Genomic DNA, 20,621 nt, shown 5'->3' on the forward strand with positions numbered 1-20,621 from the left:
CTGCCCCCGTGCGCCCCCGCCCCTCCCTGATGTACGTCGCCGCGGCCGCCGCCGACACGTGGCTGGCGGGCCACCGCGACCCGGGCGTGCGGCGGTGGCGTCGGCTCACCAAGCCGGCGCTGACGCCACTGCTCGCGTGGCGGCTGCACCGCGCGCCGGCGACCCCGCTGCGCACCCCCACGCTGCTCGCCCTCGCCGCCGGTGGCATCGGTGACGTCGCGCTGCTGCGCGAGGGGCGACGAGCCTTCCTGGTGGGACTCACCTCGTTCGCGGCCGGACACGTGGCCTACCTGCTGGGGTGGCGACGACTCTCGGCCGGCACCGCGATGACCGCGGCCCCGGGGCCGCGCGCCGCCGTGCTGGCCGGCCTGCTCGTGGGACCCGCGCTGGCCCACGCCGCAGCGCGTCGCGAGCCCGTCCTGGGCGTGCCCGTGGCGGCGTACGCCGCGCTGCTTGCCAGCACCGTCGCCGTCGCGACGCACCTCGACGACGACGTGCCGGCCGACGTGCGCCGGAGGCTGGCGGTGGGCGCGTGGACCTTCCTGGCCAGCGACACGCTGCTCGCGACACGCAGCTTCGTGATGGACGAGCCGCCGGCGTGGGCCGAGCGTGGCGTGATGGCGACCTACGCGACGGCCCAGTGGCTGCTCAGCGACGCGGCGCGACGCGCCTGACGGCACGTGGTCCACGCGTCACTGGAGACGTGTCGGGGTGGGATCCGGCATGGGGTACCGGATCCCACCCCGCGCTGTGCGACGCGACGACCTGGGTCGAGGAGACCGTGACGTCGCACAGGTGGTCCGTGACGGACGGACCAGGCTCAGCCGCGGGGGACGGCCAGCCGCTGACCCTCGGAGATCTGAGCACCGGGCAAGGAGTTCAACTCCTGGATCCGGTAGACCATCTCACGCACCTGACCGGGAGCGGCGACATCGGCGGCGATCTCGTAGAGCGTGTCGCCGGCCTGCACCTCGACGACCTGCACGGGCTCGGGCGAGCCACCCGTGAGCGTCGCCGTGGCCCAGCCGCCGAGCGGGACCATGCCCGTCAGGAGCACGGCCAGGAAGGCCAGCGTCACCAGCGCGCGACCCCGACGCGTGAGGCGCACCCGGGAGGGAGCGGCAGCGGTGGACGTCGGACGCGCGGGGGTGACGGCGTGCACGGCGCGGCCTCGGCCGCGGCTCTCCGCACGTCGCGGCATGGTGTGGGGGGCGATGCTGATGGCGCTCATCGATCTACCTCGCTTCGGGGAAGTGCCCGGTCCTTGCTGACCGGACGGTGGCGGGCGACCCCTGCTCTGTGCTCGATGTCTAGTCGCGACCTCCGACAACCTCGTCGGCGTGCGGTGGTCCCGGTGGGGACCCGACCTCGTTCGAACACGTGTACGACCATAGAACACGTGTTCGAAGGATGGCAAGCACCGACCGCACACGTGTTCGAAGCCGAGCCTGCGACACGCCGTTCGAACATGTGTTTGAAGTGGTCCGTCGCTGGCACTACCGTGCGACTCATGTCACGGCGCGATGCAGACCACGGCTCCGAGCTCACCGACGACGGGTCCCCCACCTCCGAGGGCGGGCCCGACGGTTCGGTCTCCGAGCTTCCCGACCCCCGTCCCGACCTGACCGGACTCACCCCGCGCCAGCAGCGCATCCTCAACGTGCTCCGCGAGTCGATCGAGAAGCGCGGCTACCCGCCGAGCATCCGCGAGATCGGCAACCTGGTCGGGCTCACCAGCTCCTCCAGCGTCGCGCACCAGCTGCGCGTGCTCGAGCAGAAGGGGTTCATCCGGCGTGACCCCAACCGTCCGCGGGCGCTCGAGGTCTTCATCCCCGAGCTGATGGCCGCCCGGCGCGCCATCGCCAGCGCCGACGAGGCGCCCTACGACCCCACCGGCATCGGCGACGCCATGCCCACGGCGACGCACGTGCCGCTGCTGGGCCGGATCGCCGCCGGCGCCCCCATCCTCGCCGAGGAGCAGGTCGACGAGATCTTCCCGCTGCCGCGCTCCCTCGTCGGCGACGGCCAGCTCTTCCTCCTCGAGGTCTCCGGCGACTCCATGGTCGACGCCGCCATCTGCCACGGCGACTACGTCGTGGTGCGTCAGGAGCAGACCGCCGAGAACGGCGAGATCGTCGCGGCGCTGCTCGACGGGGAGGCGACGGTCAAGACCTTCCAGCGCCGCGACGGCAAGGTCTGGCTGCTGCCCCACAACGACGCGTACGACCCAATCGACGGCACCCACGCCACGATCCTGGGCAAGGTCACGGCGGTGCTGCGCCGGATGTGATCCGGATCGCGCACCGACGGTGCCGGCGTCCCTGAGATCGGCTGCCGAAACCGACAAACTAGGTCAGAATGCATCGGTGACCTCACCACGCGCTGCCCGAGCCGCCGCCTGTGCGGCCGTGCTCTCGCTCGGCCTGGTCACCGCCACCCACCTGGCCCCCGGCCCTGCCGACCACGAGCCGCGCGCCACGGTCCCCACCGGCGCTGTCGAGGCCCCTGCCGACACCTCCGTCGCGGGCGCGTCGGAGGCGACGGTCTCCGCGGTGGAGCCGGACGACGCTCCGCGGCAGCAGCGGGTCCCGGCAGGCCCAGCGTCGGCCCCGCAGGACCCTCCGGCCCCCGTCGTGCCGACCGACGAGATCCTCCGCTCCCACGTCGCCGGCGGCGACCTGCTCGCCGAGCAGCCCGAGCGCGTGCGCGAGGTCGCCGCCCGCAGCGGCCTGGACACCAACCGGCTGACCTCGCTGCTGGCCGAGGACGAGACCGCGTGGGTCTCGCCGCAGGGGCGCGTCTACTTCCGGGAGCCGGCCCCCGAGGACGGGCACGCGCACGGCGCCGAGCTCCCCGCGGAGCCCGAGACCGCGGAGCCGGAGACCTCCCAGACCTCCCAGACCGCCGAGACCGCCGAGACCGCCGAGCAGGACCCAGCGTCCGGTGCGGCGCCGACCAGCGCCCAGGCCCAGACCACGTCCGCGGCGCAGACCACCCCGATGGCGCCGGCGAAGACTCCCGCGCTGTCGCGGCGCTACCCCGACTCCCAGACCTTCGCGCTGCAGAGCAGGCCGGGCGCGGCGCGCACCATCTTCCTCGACATCGACGGCGCCGAGGTGCGGGGCACCGCGTGGAACGCCGGCCGCAACCGCATCCAGGAGGGGCGCTGGCCCGGCTTCGACTCCGACGGCGCCCCCGGCACCTTCACCGCCTCCGAGCACGCCTGGGTGCAGGAGGTGTGGCGCCAGGTCGCCGAGACCTACGCCCCCTTCGACGTCAACGTCACCACCCGCGACCTCGGCACCGGAGCGTGGGACCGGACCTCGAGCAGCGACGCGCGCTACGGCTCCCGGGTCGTCGTGACCGGCTCGACGACCGCGCGGCAGCAGGCGTGCGGCGGCTGCCTCGGCGTCGCCTACATCAACAGCTTCGGCCAGGTCGACCGCACCTCGCAGTACCAGCCCGCCTGGGTCTTCGTCAGCGCCACCATGTCGCCCACCATCGCCGCGCAGGCGGTCTCGCACGAGGTGGGCCACAACCTCGGGCTCGTGCACGACGCCGTGCTGGGCTCCGCGAGCGACTACTACGCCGGCACCCGCGACTGGGGTCCAGTCATGGGCTCGGCGAGCCACCGGGCGGTCAGCCAGTGGAGCCGCGGCGAGTACGCCAAGGCGTCCAACACCGAGGACGACCTGGCGGTCATGGCCCGTCGGCTGCCGCTGCGACCCGACGACCACGGCGACACCACCTCCGCGGCGCGCGCCCTGGGCAACGCCGCGGCGTACGACGTGGAGGGCGTCATCAGCACGCGCCGCGACGTCGACGTCTTCCGCCTCGACGTCCGCTGCGAGACCACGCTGCAGGCCCGCGCCTCCGGCGTCGGCCAGCAGTCCGCGCTCGACCTGCGGCTCGACCTGCTCGACGCCGCCGGCGCCCAGCTGAGCAGCGCCGCCCCGGTCAACGTGCGCGGAGCGCTGGTGAGCCCCTCGAGCACCTGGTCGGTGACGGGCACCGACGCCTCGCTCTCGCGCACGGTGCGCGCCGGCACCTACTACCTGCGCGTCGACGGCGTGGGCTCCGGCAACGCCGCCGCCGTCAGCGGCGGCACCGGCTGGACCGACTACGCGAGCCTCGGCCAGTACCGCCTGACCGCGACCGGCTGCGTCGCGGCTCCGGCTGCCGGTGCCGCGGGCACCGCGAAGACCACCCCCGCGCCCACCACCAGCCCGACGCCCACCCCGACCCCCTCGGCCACGCCCACCCCCGCGCCGACGCTGCGCAAGCCCGCGGCCCCCCGCATCGCGGCCGCCAGCTCCGGACGTCCCGGAGACCGGGTCAGCGCCACCGTGCGGTGGACGCCGGCCGCCGACTCCACCGAGCAGCAGGTACGCCGCTACCGCATCACCGCCTACCAGCTCTCCGCGTCGGGGGCGGTACGCCGCAGCTACACCGCCGCCGTCCAGGCCGGCGTGCGCGCCGTGGAGGTGCGGCTGCCGGCCGGTCGCTACCGCTTCGCCGTGCAGGCGGTCAACGAGGTCGGCGGCTCCCCCGCCTCCGCACGGTCCAACGTCGTGCTCGCGCGCTGACGCTGCGGTCTCACGTGCGCCCGGCCAGGCGCGCCAGCGCCCGGCGCACCACCTCGCCGTCGTGGGTCTGCCACATCGGCGGCAGGCTCGCGCGCAGGAAGCCGGAGTAGCGGGCGGAGACCAGACGCGGGTCGAGGCAGGCGACCACCCCGCGGTCGGTGCTGGTGCGGATCAGCCGGCCCGACCCCTGCGCCAGCAGCAGCGCGGCGTGTGTGGCGGCCACCTGCATGAAGCCGTTGCCCCCGCGCTGGTCGACGGCCCGCTGCCGTGCCGAGAGCAGCGGGTCGTCGGGGCGCGGGAAGGGGATGCGGTCGATGATCACCAGCGAGCAGGTCTCCCCCGGCACGTCGATGCCCTGCCAGAGGCCCAGGGTGCCGAAGAGGTTGGTGTGGGGGTCCTCGACGAACTGACGCGTGAGCTCGGGCAGCTGCGCGTCGCCCTGCGCGAGCGTCGTCAGGTGCGGGAGCGCCTCGCGGACGTGCTCGGCCGCCGCCTGCGCCGCCCGCCGGCTGGAGAAGAGCCCGAGGGTGCGGCCCTCGGCCGCGTCGACGAGCGCGGTGATCTCGTCGAGCTGCGCCGGGCCCAGGCCGTCGCGACCCGGCGGCGGCAGGTGGCGGGCGACGTAGAGCATCGCCTGGCGCTGGTAGTCGAAGGGCGAGCCCACGTCGAGCGCGGCCCAGGGCTCGGTGCCGTCGGGCTCGTCGGCCGGCTCCTCGTCCGACTCCCCCTGGGCGTCGGCACGGTCGTCGGGGGCGACCCGCTCGGAGGGCCACAGCCCCAGCGACGCGGCGACGGCGTCGAAGTCACCGCCGAGCTTGAGGGTGGCCGAGGTCATCACCACCGTCTTGTCGGCGAGCAGGCCGTGGCGCATGGGCAGCGCGACGTCGAGCGGGGCGACCTGGAGCAGCTTGCCGCCACGCAGCCGGTCGCGCTCGGCCACCCAGAGCACGTCGCGCTCGGAGACCGCGGCCATCCGCTCGCTGGTGGCGAAGAGCTCCTGGGCCCACCCGCGCACCTGCTGCACGCCGGCGTCGGGCCGCTCGCTCTCCTTCGGCAGCGCCGAGACCACGGCGCGGGCCGCGTCGCGCACCTGCGCGAGCGCGTCGAGCAGCTGCTCGGGCGGCGGCGCGAGCCGGCCGGCCGGGGTCGCCGCGAGCGCGTCGAGGAGCGCGCCCGCAGCGTCGTCGAGCGCGTCGACCGGTGCGTCGTGGTCGTCGCTGACGTGACGAGCCGCGCGCGCGGCGGTGCGCTCGACCTCGCCGACCGACAGCTCGTCGGTCGCGGCCTGCGTCACGCGGGCGACGAGCTCGTGGGCCTCGTCGACGACGACGGCGTCGTACGCCGGGATCATCGGGATGCCCTCGACCGCGTCGATGGCGAGCAGCGAGTGGTTGGTCACGACCAGCTGGGCGCGGTGGGCCCGCTCGCGGGCGAGCTCGGCGAAGCACTCCTCACCGAAGGGGCAGCGCGCGGCCCCCAGGCACTCGCGGTGACCGACGCTCACCTGGCGCCAGGCCCGGTCGCCGTGGCGTGGCGCGTGGTCTCGCTCCCCCGTGCCGGACTCCTGCGCCTGCTCCTCGACCCACTCGCGCAGCTGCAGCACCTCGGCGGCCAGCGACCCGGCGGCGACCGCCTCGGCGTCGATCAGTGCCCCCTGGTCGTCGGGCACGCCGTCGCGGACGCGGTGCAGGCAGGCGTAGTTGGAGCGCCCCTTGAGCACGGCCGTCGCGGTGCCCGAGAGCCCCTCGAACTCCTTCGTGGCGGCGAGCAGCGTGGGCAGGTCGCGCTCGACCAGCTGGTGCTGGAGCGCCAGCGTCGCCGTGGCGACCACCACACGCCGGCCGTGCAGCAGTGCCGGCACCAGGTAGGCCAGGGACTTGCCGGTGCCGGTGCCGGCCTGCACCAGGAGGTGACGACCCTCACCCAGCGCCGTCGCCACCGCGGCCGCCATGGCGCCCTGACCTGGGCGTTCCTCGCCTCCCACCGCCGAGACCGCGGCCGAGAGAACGGACTCGACGGTCGGCTCCAAACTCACCCGCGCACCTTATGCTGAGCAACTGACACGCCCGCAGGCCGTCGCGGCGACCTGTGGACAGGGCCGACCGGCGCTCGTAGCAGGGCCTCGACCGACCTCCTCACGTCCGTAGCCCGACTGGTAGAGAGGTGACCCATGGCCACCACCATCCATCCGCACAACGAGTCCACACCCGATCCCGACGACCATCGCCCGCCCACCACCGACGAGGTGGTCGCCGACGAGGAGCTCCACCCCGCACTCGAGTGTCCGGTCGAGGCCGAGGACGTCGGTGGCGGCATCGACAAGATCGTCTTCGGCGTCACCGCCGCCATCGCGGTCGCCTTCCTGATCTGGGGCTTCGTCAGCACCTCGTCGCTGAGCAGCACCTCGAGCTCGGCGCTGTCGTGGACCGTGACCAACGCCGGCTGGCTCTTCGTGCTCACCGCCAGCGCCTTCGTGGTCTTCGTGATCTACCTGGCGATCGGCAAGTACGGCGACATCCGGCTCGGCAACGACTACGAGAAGCCGGAGTTCCGCACCATCTCGTGGATCGCGATGATGTTCAGCGCCGGCATGGGCATCGGCCTGATGTTCTGGGGCGCGGCCGAGCCGATCTACCACTTCACCGGCCCGCCGCCCGGCAGCGCCGAGGCGGGCAGCGACGAGGCCATCCGCACCGCGATGGCGACCACGCTCTTCCACTGGACGCTCCACCCGTGGGCGATCTACGCGGTGCTCGGCATCGCGGTGGCCTACTCGGTCTACCGCAAGGGCCGCCCGCAGCTGATCAGCGCGGTCTTCACCCCGCTCTTCGGCGAGCGCGCCATGAAGGGTCCCGGCGGCAAGGTCATCGACATCCTGGCCATCTTCGCCACCCTCTTCGGCTCGGCAGCCTCGCTGGGCCTGGGCGCGCTCCAGATCGGCTCGGGCCTGCAGATCGTGGGCTGGCTCGGCACCGCCGGCAACGCCGCCCTGGTCGGCATCATCACCTTCCTGACGATCTGCTTCATCATCTCGGCGGTCAGCGGCATCGAGCGCGGCATCCAGTGGCTCTCCAACACCAACATGGTGCTGGCGCTGGTGCTGGCCGTCTTCGTCTTCGTGGCGGGGCCGACGATCTTCATCCTCGACCTGCTGCCCACCGCGGTGGGCTCCTACGCCCAGGACATGTTCGCCATGTCCGCCCGCACCGACGCGGCCGGCGGCGACGCCATGGCCGAGTGGCTCGGCAGCTGGACGATCTTCTACTGGGCCTGGTGGCTCAGCTGGACGCCCTTCGTCGGCCTCTTCATCGCGCGGATCTCGCGTGGTCGCACGATCCGGCAGTTCGTCACCGGCGTGCTGCTGGTGCCGAGCCTGGTCTCGCTGGTGTGGTTCTGCATCTTCGGCGGCACCGCGATCTTCCAGCAGCGCGAGGGCACCGACCTGGCGGCCGCCGCCAGCCCGGAGAGCATGCTCTTCACCGTGCTCGACGGGCTGCCGATCTCGACCATCACCTCGGTGCTCGTGATGATCCTGGTGGCGATCTTCTTCGTCTCCGGCGCCGACGCCGCCTCGATCGTCATGGGCACGCTCTCGGAGAAGGGCACCATCGAGCCGTCGCGCTTCACCGTGGTCTTCTGGGGCGTCGCCACCGGTGGCGTCGCCGCGATCATGCTGCTGCTCGGCGACTCCGACGACCGGGGGTCGGCCCTGACCGGGCTGCAGAACCTCACGATCGTCGCCGCGCTGCCCTTCGTACTGGTCATGATCGGGCTGTGCGTGGCGCTGATGAAGGACCTGCGCAACGACCCGCTCATCGTGCGTCGCAAGTACGGCACCTGGGCCGTCGAGCACGCGGTGGTCGACGGCGTCACCAAGCACGGTGACGACTTCTCGCTCACCGTGGAGCAGAACGGCGAGGGCGCCAAGCGCTACCACGAGTAGCAGCCCCTGCACGTGCGTCGGGCCCGGTCACCTCACGGTGACCGGGCCCGTTCGTCGTACCGGGGGCGCCGTCGGCCTAGGCGTACGCCGCGAGCTCGGCGCCGAGCGCCTCGTGCACGCGTGCGACGACCCTGGTGCCCTCGGGCGTGTGCTCGAGGGAGAGGACCTCGCCGGTGTCGTGCACCCGGGAGAGCAGGTCGCCGCGGTCGTAGGGCAGCAGCACCTCGACCTCGACGGCCGGGCGCGGCAGGTCCTCCTCCACGGCCGCACGGAGCTCCGCCACGCCCTCGCCGGTGTGGGCGGAGACCACCACGGAGTGGGGCTCGCGCTGGCGCAGCCGGGCGATCACCATCGGGTCGGCGACGTCGGCCTTGTTGATCGCCACGAGCTCGGGGAGCTTGTCGGCGCCGATCTCGGCGAGCACCTCGCGCACGGCCGCGAGCTGACCCTCCGGGTCGGGGTGGGAGCCGTCGACGACGTGCAGCACCAGGTCGGCTCCGGCCACCTCCTCCAGCGTGGAGCGGAAGGCCTCGATCAGCTGGTGCGGCAGGTGCCGCACGAAGCCGACGGTGTCGCTCATCGTGTAGGTGCGGCCCTCGGCGGTCTCGGTGCGACGGGTGCGGGGGTCGAGGGTGGCGAAGAGCGCGTCCTCGACCAGCACCCCCGCATCGGTCAGCCGGTTGAGCAGCGAGGACTTGCCGGCGTTGGTGTAGCCGGCGATGGCGACGCTGGGCACCTGGTGGCGTGTCCGGTCGGCTCGCTTGGTCTCGCGGGTGGTGCGCATGTGAGCGAGGTCGCGCCGCAGCTTGGCGATCTTGGTGTTGATGCGACGCCGGTCGGTCTCGATCTTGGTCTCACCGGGGCCGCGGCCACCGATGCCGGCGCCGCCGGCGACCCGGCCGCCGGCCTGGCGGGAGAGGTTGCCACCCCAGCCGCGCAGCCGCTGCTTCATGTAGTTGAGCTGCGCGAGCTCGACCTGGGCCTGCGCCTCGCGCGACTTCGCGTGCTGGGCGAAGATGTCGAGGATCAGGGCGGTGCGGTCGACGACCTTGACCTTGACCTTGTCCTCGAGGTTGCGCAGCTGGCTGGGCGCGAGCTCGCCGTCGCAGATCACGGTGTCGGCGCCGGTGGCCCGCACGATCTCGCCGAGCCCCTCGACCTTGCCGCGTCCGATGTAGGTCGCCGGGTCGGGGCTGTCGCGTCGCTGGTAGAGCGCGTCGAGCACCTCGGAGCCGGCCGTCTCGGCCAGCAGCGCCAGCTCGGCCATGGAGTTCTCGGCGTCGGCGACGGTGCCCTCGGTCCAGACCCCGACGAGCACCACCCGCTCGAGCCGCAGCTGGCGGTACTCGACCTCGGTGATGTCCTCGAGCTCGGTCGAGAGCCCGGCCACGCGGCGCAGCGAGTGGCGCGCGGCGAGGTCGAGCTCGCCCGTGGTCTCGTCGCGCTCGTCGGGCCAGTCGGCCCCCGGGTCGCGGCGGTCGTCGGAGGTGGGCTCCTCCTCCCAGTCGGCCGTGGCGGCCAGCTCCTGGGCGAGGTCGAGGTGCTGCGGTGCGTTCGTCATACGACCCCCAGGTTACGTCGCGCACCCGCGTGGGCCGAACGTGTTTTCCGGTGAGGAGGCTGGGGCGCCCGGCGTGTCGCGCCCTCGTGGGGCCACGAGGCGCCGTCAGCGTCGCTTGCGGAGCACCAGGGCCGAGCCGCCCCCGCGTCGCGAGGGCTCGGAGACGACGGTCAGCTTGCCGCGGGGGCCGAACTCGATCGCCGTGGCGGCGCCGATCTCGGCGGCGCTGGTGAAGGCGTCACCGGCCGGCACGAGGTCGTGGCCGAGCGCGGAGAGGCCGGCGTCGTAGCGGTCGATGAAGGCGGGCTCGGCCGTCACCGTCGCGGTGTTGCGCTGCGCGGCCCGCGGAGCCGCGATCGCGCGCGGCAGCGACATGCCGAGGTCGATCCGGTTGACCAGCATCTGCAGCACCGTGGTGATGATCGTCGAGCCGCCGGGTGACCCCAGCGCGAGGAAGGGCTTGCCACCGCGCAGCACGATCGTCGGCGACATCGACGAGCGAGGCCGCTTGCCGGGCTGGATCCGGTTGGGGTCGGCCGGGTCGTAGACGGTGCTGAAGTCGGTGAGCTCGTTGTTGAGCAGGAAGCCGCGGCCGGGCACGGTGATGCCGGAGCCTCCGGTCTGCTCGATGGTGAGGGTGTACTCCACGACGTTGCCCCAGCGGTCGGCCACCGTGAGGTTGGTGGTGTCGACGTTCTCGGTGTCGGACGTCGGCCCGGCCTCGCGCGCGCCCGGGGTGCTGCAGCGGCCGTCGTAGTCGCGCACGTCACCGGGCTCGACGGGCTTGGTCGCCGCCTGCGCGGGGTCGATGCCGCACGCACGCTCCGCCGCGAAGCGGTTGGAGAGCAGGTCGCGCAGCGGGACGCGCACGTACGCCGGGTCGCCGACGTACTCCGCCCGGTCGGCGAAGGCCAGGGCGCTCGCCTCGAGGTAGAGGTGGAGCGCCTGGGTGCGCGAGAGCTCGCCGACGTCGTAGCGCTCGAGGATGTTCAGCGCCTCGCCGACGGTGGACCCGCCGCTGGAGGACGGCGCCATGCCGTAGACGGAGTAGCCGCGGTACTTCATCCGCGACGGCTTCTGCAGCGCGACGCGGTAGTCGGCGAGGTCACGGGTGGTGAGGTAGCCGGGCGGCACCGGCAGGCTGGGGTCGCGCACCGTCGGCGGGTCCTGCACGGCGCGGGCGATCTCGCGGGCGACCTTGCCGCCGTAGAAGGCGCCGATCCCCCGCCGCTGGATCAGCCGGTACGTCGCGGCGAGGTCGCGGTTGCGGAAGACCGAGCCGACGCGGGGCAGCTCACCGCCGGGGAGGTACTGCCGGGCCGTGGCCGGGAACTGCCGGAAGCGCGCCTCGTTGTCGGCGGTCTGCTGGCGGAAGGTGCGGTCGACGACGAACCCGCGGCGGGCGAGCTTCTCGGCCGGGGCGAGGTTCTGCGCCAGGCTGCGCGTGCCCCAGCGCCGGGTGGCGGCCTCCCAGGTGGCGAGCGTGCCGGGCGTGCCGACCGAGACACCGCTGGTCACCAGGTCGGGGGTGAAGGGGTACGGCTCGCCGGTCGCGGGGTCGATGAAGGCGTCGTCGGGCATCCGCTTGGGCGCGGTCTCGCGGCCGTCGAGGGAGGAGACCTTGCGCGTCTTCGCGTCGTAGTACAGGAAGTAGCCACCCCCACCGATGCCGGCGCTGTAGGGCTCGGTGACGCCCAGCGCGGCGGCCGTCGCGACGGCCGCGTCGACGGCGTTGCCGCCGGCCTTGAGCACGCGCATCCCCGCCCGGGTGGCCTCGGGGTCCACGGAGGTGACGGCGCCGCCGTACCCCGTGCTGGTGGGCGTCTTGGTGGAGTAGCGACCCTGCTCGCGAGCGCTCGCCGGCACCGCGGCGAGCACGCCGAGGACGACGGCGCCGGCGGTGAGCCCGGTGGTGAGCACGGTCAGGGTGCGGCGTGCGGCGTGCGGCGACATGGGTCCTCCCGAGTGCGGATGCTCGTATCCAACGCCGGTCCGGATCGCAGCGCAACGCCGGTGTCAGGGGCCCGCGCTCGGGGTACGCGAGGTGGATGAGCGAGACCAAGCCAGGACCCGCGTCCCCCCACGAGGAGGGCGCCGACGCCCCCACGCCGCCCGGCGGCCCGCAGCGCCAGGACGCCAGCGGGGGCGTCGCCGCAGGAGACACCGGCTCGGGCCGCACCGCGGCCGACTCGGTCGAGGACCAGCACGGCGGCACCATCGACCTCGAGGACGAGCAGCCCGACCCCGACACCGGCTCGGAGGAGACCGCGGAGCAGCGTGAGAACGCCGAGGCCTCGACCGAGCAGCCGTCCCAGTAGTCCCCCACCAGACGAGCGGAGCAGCACCGTGAGCGAGACCCCGCACACCGGAGTCGAGGAGTCAGACCCGAACGCCGACAGCGCCGTGGGCCTGGCCGGCGGGCCGGAGGGCGGCATGGGCGTCAGCAGCGAGCGGCCGGGCCCGATCCGCGGCAAGCAGACCGACGTCTCCTACGACCACGCCCCGACCCTGACCGAGCGCGACGACGACGCCGCGACCGAGCCCGGCGAGGAGGCGGTCCGACCCGATCCGGTCGAGCCGCACCGCTCCGACCCCGACCGCAACCCCCGTCACGGGGTCTAGCGGGGGGCGAGCTCGCGCGACCAGAGCACCTGGCCGGCGGTGTTGCGCAGCGACACCGTGAGCAGGCCGTCGCGCTCGATGTCGACGTGGCCGAAGAACTGGTTGCCGCCCCGCGGCGACTGGTTGGGGTAGTCGGCGGCCCGGGCGAAGACCTGGCGCGGGCCGAAGGTCGCGTCGAGCGAGCTCGGGCCGAAGGTGCCGGCGTTGACGGGCCCGGCGACGATCTCCCAGAAGGGGTCGAAGTCGGTGAAGGAGGCCCGCTCGGGGCTGTAGTGGTGCGCCGCGCAGTAGTGCACGTCGGCGGTGATCCACAGCACCCCCGGCACGCCGCGCAGGCCCCGCAGCACGGCGGCGAGCTCGTGCTCCCGGCCCAGCGGACGGCCGGGATCGCCGTTGGCGACGCCCTCCTGGTCCGTGCCGTCGGGCACGACGAGCCCCAGCGGCAGGTCGGCGCTGATCACCTTCCAGGTGGCCCGCGAGCGGCGCACCTCGCGCACCAGCCACTCGGCCTGCTCGCGGCCGAGCACCGGCGTGCGGCGCCGCTCCAGGTTGGGCGTGTTCTCGCCCTTGAAGGTGCGCATGTCGAGGCAGAAGACGTCAAGGTGGTGGCCGCGCTCGGCCTTGCGGTAGATGCGCGACTCGGCGAAGCCGGTGCGACCGCGGCCGCGCCGGGTGTCGAGCGAGACCGGCTGGTACTCGTGCCAGGCGCGGCGTGCCCGGGCGGCGAGCACGTCGACGCGGCGCTCGGTGTAGCGCTCGTCGTCGATGACCTCGCCGGGCCACCAGTTGTTGACGGTCTCGTGGTCGTCCCACTGCGCGAGCACCGGGGTGTCGGCGTAGAAGCGCCGCACGTGGCGGTCGGAGAGGTTGTAGCGGTGCCGCCCGCGGAACTCGCGCAGCGACTCCGCCACCTTCTCCACGCCGAAGCGCACCTCGTTGCGCCATACCTGCCCGTCGGGCTCGGTCACCGTCGGGGCGATCGGGCCGTCGGAGTAGACGGTGTCGCCCGCGTGCACGAAGAAGTCGGGACGCGTGGCGTGCATCGCGGCGTACGCCGTCATGCCGCCCAGGTCGGGGTTGATGCCCCAGCCCTGGCCGGCCGTGTCGCCGGTCCAGACGAAGCTGGTCGGCCGCGGGCGCGTGTCGGCCGTGCGGAAGCGCAGCAGGTCGACCTCGCCCCGGGTGCCGTCGGCGGACTCGAACCACAGCGTCGCGTCGTAGTCGCGCCCGGGCGTCAGGCCCTGCAGCTCGAGCCGGGCGGTGTGGTCGGAGTCGGGCGTCGCCCAGGGACCGCGGACGACGCGCGAGCGGCGTCCGGTGCCGATCCGCGCGACCAGGCGCCCCTCCCCCGAGGAGCGCGCCCACAGCACCGCCGAGCGGCTGGTGACCTCGCCGCTCTGCACCCCGTCGGTGAGCGCGAGCCGGTCGCGCAGCTGACCGGGCACGCCGCGCGCCGCGGCGTACGACGGCACGCTCGCGGCGGCGATCACGCCGGCGGACCCGGCGAGGAGGTGGCGACGGCTGAGGGCTGGCTCCCGAGAGGTCATGCCTCCCAGGTCACCAGCGCGCGGTGACCGCCACAAGACCCCGGGGTGAACAACCGCGGACGCCGGCCGTCACTTCGGTGGCATCCGGATGCCGCCGTCGACGCGCACGGTCTCGCCGTTCATGTAGGAGTTGGTCAGGCACTCCAGCACCATGCTGGCCAGCTCGTCGGGGGCGCCGAGGCGGCGGGGGAAGAGCACGCTCTCGCCGAGCCTGGCCTTGAACTGCTCGGCCGCCTCGCCCTCGCCGTAGATCGGGGTGTCGATCAGGCCGGGGGCGACGGTGTTGAGCCGGATCGCGGAGGCAGCGAGGTCGCGGGCGACCGGCAGCGTCATGCCCACGACGCCGCCCTTCGACGCGGAGTACGCCGCCTGGCCGATCTGGCCGTCGAAGGCCGCCACGCTCGCGAGGTTGACGATGGCGCCGCGCTCCCCGGTCTCGGTGGGCTCCAGGCGCGACATCGCGGTGGCGCCGAGCCGCACGCAGTCGAAGGTGCCGATCAGGTTGACGGAGACGACCCGGCGGAAGGCGTCGAGGTCGGCGGCCGAGGCGAAGCTGCCGTCGCGGCCGACGGTGCGCTCGGCCCAGCCGATGCCCGCGGAGTTGACCAGCACCCGCAGCGGGCCGAGCCGCTCGGCCTCCTCGACGGCGGCCACGACCTGCTCGGTCCGGGTGACGTCGACCGGGGCGAAGACGCCACCGACCTGCTCCGCGACCGCCTGGCCGGCGTCGGCGTCCAGGTCGGCGACGACCACGTGCGCCCCGCGCGCCGCGAGCTGGCGGGCGACGGCGGCGCCGATGCCCGAGGCGGCGCCGGTGACGAGGGCGGAGGCTCCACGGATGTCCATGGCCGAGAACTGTACGAGCCCTACGAGCCCAGGTCGGTCATCCCCTCGGCGACCAGCACGGCCGGACCGGTGAGCAGCACGCGGCCGGCCTCGGTCCACACGACGGTGAGCCTGCCGCCCGGCAGGTCGACGGTGTACGCCGTGCCGCGCTCGGCCCCGTCGGCCTCCATGGCCGCGACCGCGACCGCGCAGGCGCCGGTGCCGCAGGAGCGGGTCTCGCCGGAGCCCCGCTCGTGCACGCGCATCGCGACGTGGGCCTCCCCCACGCGGCGCACCAGCTCGACGTTGACCCCGTCGGGGTAGACGGCTGCGTCATGACCGGGTGCGGTCGTCAGGTCGAGTGCGTCGAGGTCGTCGTGCTCGCCCAGGAAGGCCACGGCGTGCGGGTTGCCCGTGCTGACGTGGCGGGCGGTCCACGACCGCTCCCCCACCGTGACCGTCGTGTCGGCGCGCAGCTCGGGCTCGCCCATGTCGACGGTGACCCGGGTGCCCTCGGGCCCGGCGTCGAAGGTGAGCACCTTGGTGCCCCCGCGGGTCGCGATCGGCAGCGGGTCGCGCGGGTCGACGTCGGCGTGGGTGGCCAGGTAGTGGCCCAGCACCCGGATGCCGTTGCCGCACATCTCGCTCAGGGTGCCGTCGGCGTTGCGGTAGTCCATGAACCAGCGGGCCTCGCCGCGGGCCGCGACCGCCGCCGGGTCGTCGGTGGCGTCGGTGCGCACCACCCGGATCACGCCGTCGGCCCCGATGCCGGCCCGCCGGTCGCACAGCGCCGACGCCAGCTCCGCGGTGAGCTCGCGGCGTCCCTGGGCGTCGGGCAGCAGCACGAAGTCGTTCTCGGTGCCGTGCCCCTTCACGAACGCGTAGTCAGCCACACCGCGGAACCTACCCGTAGAGGCCCGCGGAGTAGGACGGGCCGGCGTAGTAGCGGTCGAGCTCCTCGACGCTCTCGCCCTGCCTCTCCAGCCGCTGCGCGATGACGGCGCGCCGTGGGACCACCGCCTCGGGGTCCCACGTCGCGGGGTCCCACAGCCCCGAGCGCAGGAAGGCCTTCGCGCAGTGGTGGAAGACCTCGCTCACCTCGACCACCAGGGCCAGCACCGGCCGGTGGCCCTTGACGGTCATCTCCTCGAAGAAGGGCGCGTCGCGCACCAGCCTCGCCCGGCCGTTGACGCGGAGCGTGTCGCCGCGGCCGGGGATCAGGAAGAGCAGGCCGACGTGGGGGTTGTCCAGCACGTTGCGGTAGCCGTCGACACGACGGTTGCCGGGCCGCTCGGCGATGGCGAGGGTCTGCTGGTCGAGCACGTGGACCAGGCGTCCCGCGGGGTCGCCCTTCGGCGAGGCGTCGCACCCGTCGCCGGAGGCGGTGGCCAGCACGCAGAAGGGCGCAGCCCGGAGCCAGTCGACGTCGAGGTCGCTGAGCCGGGAGCGGACCTTGTCGCGGGCCGGCTGGCTGGGCCGCCCGACGATCGCCTCGAGCTCCTCGACGTCGGTCACCTCGGTCCATGCGTGCACGGAGCGAGCCTAGGTCGTGGGCGGCCGCTCGGGGTGGAGCCCGAGGTAGAGGCTCCAGGGCTCGCCGTCGGGGTCGCTCGGCATCGAGGCGATCTCGCTGAGCAGGTCGTGCAGCCGCCCCACGACCTCCTCGCGGTCGGAGGCGGAGAGCCGGAAGCCCAGGCGCGAGCTGTCGAGCGCGCCGGGGGCGAGGCCGGCGACGTCCTGCAGGAAGGTGGTCAGGACGAGGTCCTGGCCGTCGACGGACTCGTCGTGCATCGAGAGGTAGAAGCTCTTGCCCGAGGCCAGGTAGGGCCGCTCGCGCGCGCCGCGTCGTCCGCGGCGGGCCTCCTGCTCGACGAGGAAGCCGGTGTCGACGAGCGTGCGGACGTGGTGCAGCGACGAGGCGGGGTTGATCCCCAGGGCCTCCGCCAGCTCCTTGTTGGTGCGCGGCTCGTGGAGCGCCAGCCGCAACATCCGCAGCCGCAGCGGCGAGGCCAGCGCGCGGCGCTCGGCCTCGTCGGCGTCGCGGCGCGCCCAGGCCTGACGACCGCTGCCGACGGGGAGCGGCCCGTACGGCGCGGGCTCCGGGTGCGGGGTCGGCGGCATGCGCCGAGACTAACTGATTGACCTTTCCCAATCAGTGACGCAGGATGGCGCGGTGACCCGCACCCGGGAGCGGCGCCCCAGCCTGTTCCGCCACCACGACTTCCGCCAGCTCTTCCTCGCCGACTCCGCCAGCCAGGTCGGCACCGAGCTGGCCGGCCTGGCGATCGCCGTCATGGCGGTGCGCCTGCTCGACGCCGGCGAGCTCGAGATGGGCGTCCTCGCGACCTTCGAGTACCTCGCCTTCCTCGTCATCGGCCTCCCGGCGGGCGCCTGGGTCGACCGCTGGCGCAAGCGGCGCGTGCTCGTCAGCGCCGACCTCGTGCGCGCCGTCGCGCTCGCCACGCTCCCCCTCGCCTGGTACCTCGGCGTGCTCACCATCTGGCAGATGTACGCCGTCGCGCTGGCGGTCGGCACGGCCACGGTCTTCTTCGACGTCGCCTACCAGAGCTACCTCCCCGAGATCGTCGAGCCGCCGGACATCGGCGAGGGCAACGCCAAGCTGCAGGCCGTGCAGTCGATCGCGATGATCGGTGGCCCCGCCCTGGGCGGGTGGCTGATCCGCCTCGTCGGCGCCCCGGTGACGGTGGCGCTCAACGCCGCGAGCTTCGTGTGGTCGGCGTGGTTCCTGCGCCGGATCCGCCACGTCGCGACGCCGCCCCCGCGCGAGGACCGCCGCCCGTTGTGGGTCGAGGTGCGCGAGGGCCTCGACTTCGTCTTCGGTGAGCCGCTGCTGCGCCGCATCGTCGCGTGCACCGCGTCGAGCAACCTGCTCTCCTCGATGACCGGCGCGATGCTGGTCATCTACTGCCTGCAGGACCTCGGACTCGACGAGGCACAGATGGGCCTGGCGATGGGGCTCGGCGCCGCCGGCGGGCTGCTCGGCGCGCTCGCCACCCCCCCGCTGACCCGCTGGCTCGGCGAGGGCCGGGTGATCCCGCTCTCGATGCTGACCTGGATCCCCGGCGGCGTCCTGATGCCGCTCGCCGGCACCGTCGTGCCGCCGATGGTGGCGCTCACGGTCTCCAGCCTGGGGCTGACCTTCTCGGTGGTCGTCTACAACGTCGCCCAGGTCAGCTTCCGCCAGCGGCTCTGCCCGCGGCCGCTGCTCGGGCGGATGAACGCCTCGATCCGCTTCTGCGTCTGGGGCGTGATGCCCATCGGCGGGCTGCTGGGCGGGGTGATCGGCAGCACCTACGACGCCCGCACGGTCTTCTGGATCGGCTTCGCCGGCAGCTTCGTCTCCGCCTCCTTCGTGGTCTTCTCCCCGCTGATCCGGATGCGCGACCTCCCGCGGGCCCTGGACCGGCTCAGCGACACCGTGTGAGCGCGCGCTCCAGCAGCTCCGGGTCGTCGTGGGCCAGCCAGGTCACGCGGGGGTCCTTGCGGAACCAGCTGTCCTGACGCCGGGCGAAGCGCCGGGTGCCGGTCACCGTCTGCTCCCTCGCCTCGGCCTCGGCCAGGGTGCCGTCGAGCAGGCCGAGCACCTGCCGGTAGCCCAGCGCCCGCTGCGCCGTACGGCCGTCCCGCAGGCCGACCGCGGCCAGGCGGCGTACCTCCTCGACCAGGCCCTGCTGCCACATCGCGTCGACGCGCCGCGCGATCCGTGCGTCCAGGGTGGGGCGGTCGACGTCGACCCCGACCTGCACGGCGCCGGCGACGGCGTACTCCAGCCGCGGCAGCGACGCCGAGAAGGGGCGCCCCGTCAGCTCGACCACCTCCAGCGCCCGGACGAGGCGGCGACCGTTGCTGGGCAGCACCTGCGCCGCCGCCTCGGCGTCGACCGAGCGCAGCCGCTCGTGCAGCGCCGCGGGTCCCCGCTCGTCGAGCTCGGCCTCCAGCCGGGCACGCAGGTCGGGATCGGTGCCCGGGAAGTCGAAGTGGTCGAGCACGGCACGGGTGTAGAGCGCCGAGCCGCCCACGAGCACGGGGACGACGCCACGGGACCGGCAGTCGTCGATCGCGGCCCGCCCCCAGCGCTGGAACTCCGCGACGCTCGCCGCCTCGGTCACCTCGAGCACGTCGAGCAGGTGGTGCGGCACGCCGCGCCGCTCCGCCTCGGGGAGCTTGGCGGTGCCGATGTCCATGCCCCGGTAGAGCTGCATCGCGTCGGTGTTGACGACCTCGCCCCCGAGCCGCTCGGCGAGGTCGAGCGCCAGCGCGCTCTTGCCCGAGGCCGTCGCCCCGACGACGGCGACGACGGGGAGCTGCTCGGGCACCCCACTAGTGTGGACCGCACCCGACTTCCCATGCCCCAGGAGGCACCCCATGGGCTTTCTCGATGACGCGAAGAAGAAGCTGAGCCAGGCCGTCGACAAGCACGGCGACAAGATCGACCAGGGCATCACCAAGGCCACGCAGGCCGCCCAGGACCTCGACCGCAAGAGGACCGGCGGCAAGCACGGCGACAAGATCGTCAAGGGCGCCGCCAAGGCCCGCGAGAGCCTCGACAAGCTCGACGGCAAGCCCAAGGACGACCTGGGCGGCGGCACCCCGGGAGCTCCTCGGTGAGCGACAAGCCCGGCGAGGCACCCGAGCCCACCGTCGACGCGGAGCCCGACTTCGCCCCCGGCGGGCCGGCCGACCGGATCGACCGCGACGAGGACGACTTCCCGCTCACCACCCCCGACCAGCCGCGCTCGGCCCAGGTCGAGGAGGACGTCGTGCCCGACGAGATCGAGGAGAGCGACGAGACCGACGCCGGCACCGGCGACGAGGACGGCGTCGACCCCTCCCAGGAGGACCCCGTCTGAGCGGCGGGCACCCCGACGACGTACGCCGCTGGCACACCGGCTGGCGGCGTGCGCGGGGGCTCCCGCTCGTCGCCGCGGCGTCCCCCGGCGTGCTGCAGGTCGACCACGGCCGGCCGGGGCGCGGCGTCGAGCAGCTCGTGCTCGAGGCCGACGACCACCCCGGGCGCATCGACGCCGCCGCGGGAGCGGCGCTGTCGATGCGTGACCCCTGGGTGACGGTGCCGACGCGACACCCCGGTCACGTCGCCGACCGGCTCCAGGAGCACCGGCTCCGGGTCGCCCTCGACGCCGAGCGGCTGATGTCGGTCGTGCTCGCCGACCAGCGGCGCGTCGCCGCGCCGCCCGGCTACCGCGCCGACGTCGAGCGCGCGGCGTACGAGGGCAGCGAGGTGTGGCGGCTGAGGCTGCGCACCCCCCAGGACGAGACGGCGGCCCAAGGCGACGTGGCCGTGCTCGACGGCGTCGCGGTGGTCGACCGGGTCGAGACCGGCCGCGCCCACCGGCGGCGGGGCCTCGGCGGCGCGGTGATGTCACGCCTCGCCGACCTGGCCGAGTCGGCCGGGGCACGCCGCGGCCTGCTGCTGGCGAGTCCCGCGGGGCAGCGGCTCTACGCCGGCCTGGGCTGGCAGGGCCACGAGTGGGTCGTGGTCGCGCGCCTGCCGTGAG

General features: G+C 74.0%; 20 protein-coding genes. 10 read left to right on the top strand and 10 right to left on the bottom strand.

Going from position 1 to position 20,621, the window contains the following annotated elements; genetic code table 11:
* The first annotated feature begins 8 nt into the window (after positions 1 to 8).
* Positions 9 to 674 (top strand): lysoplasmalogenase, encoded by a 666-nt coding sequence (locus IG63_RS0114675; RefSeq protein WP_051706888.1) that lies wholly within the window; start codon positions 9 to 11, stop codon positions 672 to 674.
* 146 nt (positions 675 to 820) lie between these two features.
* Here the strand turns inward: IG63_RS0114675 and IG63_RS0114680 are convergent, their stop codons facing one another.
* A complete protein-coding gene (locus IG63_RS0114680) occupies positions 821 to 1,231 on the bottom strand; it encodes a LysM peptidoglycan-binding domain-containing protein (protein ID WP_051706889.1) in 411 nt (136 codons plus the stop codon).
* Positions 1,232 to 1,510: 279 nt separating this feature from the next.
* On the opposite strand from IG63_RS0114680, the gene lexA reads away from it, so the two are divergent.
* On the top strand, positions 1,511 to 2,290 hold the full coding sequence (lexA, locus tag IG63_RS0114685) for a transcriptional repressor LexA (protein WP_030485109.1): 780 nt from the start codon (positions 1,511 to 1,513) through the stop codon (positions 2,288 to 2,290).
* Between the two features lie 76 nt (positions 2,291 to 2,366).
* On the top strand, positions 2,367 to 4,586 hold the full coding sequence (locus tag IG63_RS21665) for a zinc-dependent metalloprotease family protein (protein ID WP_157210189.1): 2,220 nt from the start codon (positions 2,367 to 2,369) through the stop codon (positions 4,584 to 4,586).
* 10 nt (positions 4,587 to 4,596) lie between these two features.
* On the opposite strand, the gene IG63_RS0114695 is transcribed toward IG63_RS21665, so the two are convergent.
* Entirely contained in the window at positions 4,597 to 6,537 is a 1,941-nt protein-coding gene (locus IG63_RS0114695; protein ID WP_084597195.1) for an ATP-dependent DNA helicase, read from the bottom strand.
* Positions 6,538 to 6,756: 219 nt separating this feature from the next.
* Between IG63_RS0114695 and IG63_RS0114700 the strand changes: the two genes are divergently transcribed.
* Positions 6,757 to 8,529, top strand: coding sequence for a BCCT family transporter (locus IG63_RS0114700; RefSeq protein WP_084597197.1), 1,773 nt, complete (start codon positions 6,757 to 6,759; stop codon positions 8,527 to 8,529).
* 76 nt (positions 8,530 to 8,605) lie between these two features.
* Here the strand turns inward: IG63_RS0114700 and hflX are convergent, their stop codons facing one another.
* Entirely contained in the window at positions 8,606 to 10,090 is a 1,485-nt protein-coding gene (gene hflX / locus IG63_RS0114705; protein WP_030485112.1) for a GTPase HflX, read from the bottom strand.
* Between the two features lie 105 nt (positions 10,091 to 10,195).
* Positions 10,196 to 12,043, bottom strand: a complete 1,848-nt coding sequence (ggt, locus tag IG63_RS0114710) for a gamma-glutamyltransferase (protein WP_051706892.1) — start codon at positions 12,041 to 12,043, stop codon at positions 10,196 to 10,198.
* A 95-nt stretch (positions 12,044 to 12,138) separates the two neighbouring features.
* Between ggt and IG63_RS0114715 the strand changes: the two genes are divergently transcribed.
* Both IG63_RS0114715 and IG63_RS0114720 read left to right on the top strand, forming a co-directional pair.
* On the top strand, positions 12,139 to 12,408 hold the full coding sequence (locus tag IG63_RS0114715) for a hypothetical protein (protein WP_030485114.1): 270 nt from the start codon (positions 12,139 to 12,141) through the stop codon (positions 12,406 to 12,408).
* Positions 12,409 to 12,436: 28 nt separating this feature from the next.
* Positions 12,437 to 12,712, top strand: a complete 276-nt coding sequence (locus IG63_RS0114720; protein WP_030485115.1) for a hypothetical protein — start codon at positions 12,437 to 12,439, stop codon at positions 12,710 to 12,712.
* Here IG63_RS0114720 and IG63_RS0114725 read toward each other — a convergent pair.
* The 5 genes from IG63_RS0114725 to IG63_RS0114745 all read right to left on the bottom strand — a co-directional run bounded on the left by IG63_RS0114725 (position 12,709) and on the right by IG63_RS0114745 (position 17,205).
* Positions 12,709 to 14,259, bottom strand: a complete 1,551-nt coding sequence (locus IG63_RS0114725; RefSeq protein WP_030485116.1) for an alkaline phosphatase D family protein — start codon at positions 14,257 to 14,259, stop codon at positions 12,709 to 12,711. The genes IG63_RS0114720 and IG63_RS0114725 overlap by 4 nt on opposite strands.
* A 69-nt stretch (positions 14,260 to 14,328) precedes the next feature.
* A complete protein-coding gene (locus tag IG63_RS0114730; RefSeq protein ID WP_030485117.1) occupies positions 14,329 to 15,105 on the bottom strand; it encodes an SDR family NAD(P)-dependent oxidoreductase in 777 nt (258 codons plus the stop codon).
* A 20-nt stretch (positions 15,106 to 15,125) separates the two neighbouring features.
* A complete protein-coding gene (gene dapF / locus IG63_RS0114735; RefSeq protein WP_030485118.1) occupies positions 15,126 to 15,977 on the bottom strand; it encodes a diaminopimelate epimerase in 852 nt (283 codons plus the stop codon).
* Positions 15,978 to 15,987: 10 nt separating this feature from the next.
* On the bottom strand, positions 15,988 to 16,617 hold the full coding sequence (locus IG63_RS0114740; RefSeq protein WP_030485119.1) for a pyridoxamine 5'-phosphate oxidase family protein: 630 nt from the start codon (positions 16,615 to 16,617) through the stop codon (positions 15,988 to 15,990).
* A 9-nt stretch (positions 16,618 to 16,626) separates the two neighbouring features.
* Complete coding sequence (locus IG63_RS0114745) at positions 16,627 to 17,205, bottom strand: winged helix-turn-helix domain-containing protein (protein WP_084597198.1); 579 nt, start codon at positions 17,203 to 17,205, stop codon at positions 16,627 to 16,629.
* Between the two features lie 52 nt (positions 17,206 to 17,257).
* Between IG63_RS0114745 and IG63_RS0114750 the strand changes: the two genes are divergently transcribed.
* A complete protein-coding gene (locus tag IG63_RS0114750; RefSeq protein WP_030485121.1) occupies positions 17,258 to 18,529 on the top strand; it encodes an MFS transporter in 1,272 nt (423 codons plus the stop codon).
* Here the strand turns inward: IG63_RS0114750 and miaA are convergent.
* Positions 18,513 to 19,421, bottom strand: coding sequence for a tRNA (adenosine(37)-N6)-dimethylallyltransferase MiaA (miaA, locus tag IG63_RS0114755; protein ID WP_030485122.1), 909 nt, complete (start codon positions 19,419 to 19,421; stop codon positions 18,513 to 18,515). The two genes, IG63_RS0114750 and miaA, sit on opposite strands and share 17 nt — an antisense overlap.
* 49 nt (positions 19,422 to 19,470) lie before the next feature.
* Here miaA and IG63_RS0114760 point away from each other — a divergent pair, with 49 nt between their 5' ends.
* From IG63_RS0114760 to IG63_RS0114770, 3 genes are all read left to right on the top strand, one after another.
* A complete protein-coding gene (locus tag IG63_RS0114760) occupies positions 19,471 to 19,713 on the top strand; it encodes an antitoxin (protein ID WP_030485123.1) in 243 nt (80 codons plus the stop codon).
* Positions 19,710 to 19,955 carry a hypothetical protein gene (locus tag IG63_RS22735; RefSeq protein ID WP_030485124.1) on the top strand — a complete coding sequence of 82 codons (246 nt, stop codon included), beginning with the start codon at positions 19,710 to 19,712 and terminating at the stop codon, positions 19,953 to 19,955. The genes IG63_RS0114760 and IG63_RS22735 overlap by 4 nt, the downstream gene beginning before the upstream one ends.
* 89 nt (positions 19,956 to 20,044) lie before the next feature.
* Positions 20,045 to 20,620, top strand: coding sequence for a GNAT family N-acetyltransferase (locus tag IG63_RS0114770; RefSeq protein WP_051706896.1), 576 nt, complete (start codon positions 20,045 to 20,047; stop codon positions 20,618 to 20,620).
* Position 20,621: the final 1 nt, after the last annotated feature.

Origin of the sequence: Nocardioides aequoreus (assembly GCF_000720335.1) — a bacterium.
Lineage (GTDB): Bacteria > Actinomycetota > Actinomycetes > Propionibacteriales > Nocardioidaceae > Marmoricola > Marmoricola aequoreus.

Excerpts from the sequence above, each read along its gene's own strand:
- IG63_RS0114700 (WP_084597197.1), top strand. The coding sequence starts at position 6,757 with ATGGCCACCACCATCCATCCGCACAACGAGTCCACACCCGATCCCGAC.
- IG63_RS0114680 (WP_051706889.1), bottom strand. The coding sequence starts at position 1,231 with ATGAGCGCCATCAGCATCGCCCCCCACACCATGCCGCGACGTGCGGAG.
- IG63_RS0114715 (WP_030485114.1), top strand. The coding sequence starts at position 12,139 with ATGAGCGAGACCAAGCCAGGACCCGCGTCCCCCCACGAGGAGGGCGCC.
- IG63_RS0114725 (WP_030485116.1), bottom strand. The coding sequence starts at position 14,259 with ATGACCTCTCGGGAGCCAGCCCTCAGCCGTCGCCACCTCCTCGCCGGG.
- lexA (WP_030485109.1), top strand. The coding sequence starts at position 1,511 with ATGTCACGGCGCGATGCAGACCACGGCTCCGAGCTCACCGACGACGGG.
- IG63_RS0114695 (WP_084597195.1), bottom strand. The coding sequence starts at position 6,537 with ATGGCGGCCGCGGTGGCGACGGCGCTGGGTGAGGGTCGTCACCTCCTG.
- IG63_RS0114745 (WP_084597198.1), bottom strand. The coding sequence starts at position 17,205 with ATGCCGCCGACCCCGCACCCGGAGCCCGCGCCGTACGGGCCGCTCCCC.
- hflX (WP_030485112.1), bottom strand. The coding sequence starts at position 10,090 with ATGACGAACGCACCGCAGCACCTCGACCTCGCCCAGGAGCTGGCCGCC.
- IG63_RS0114760 (WP_030485123.1), top strand. The coding sequence starts at position 19,471 with ATGGGCTTTCTCGATGACGCGAAGAAGAAGCTGAGCCAGGCCGTCGAC.
- IG63_RS0114730 (WP_030485117.1), bottom strand. The coding sequence starts at position 15,105 with ATGGACATCCGTGGAGCCTCCGCCCTCGTCACCGGCGCCGCCTCGGGC.
- ggt (WP_051706892.1), bottom strand. The coding sequence starts at position 12,043 with ATGTCGCCGCACGCCGCACGCCGCACCCTGACCGTGCTCACCACCGGG.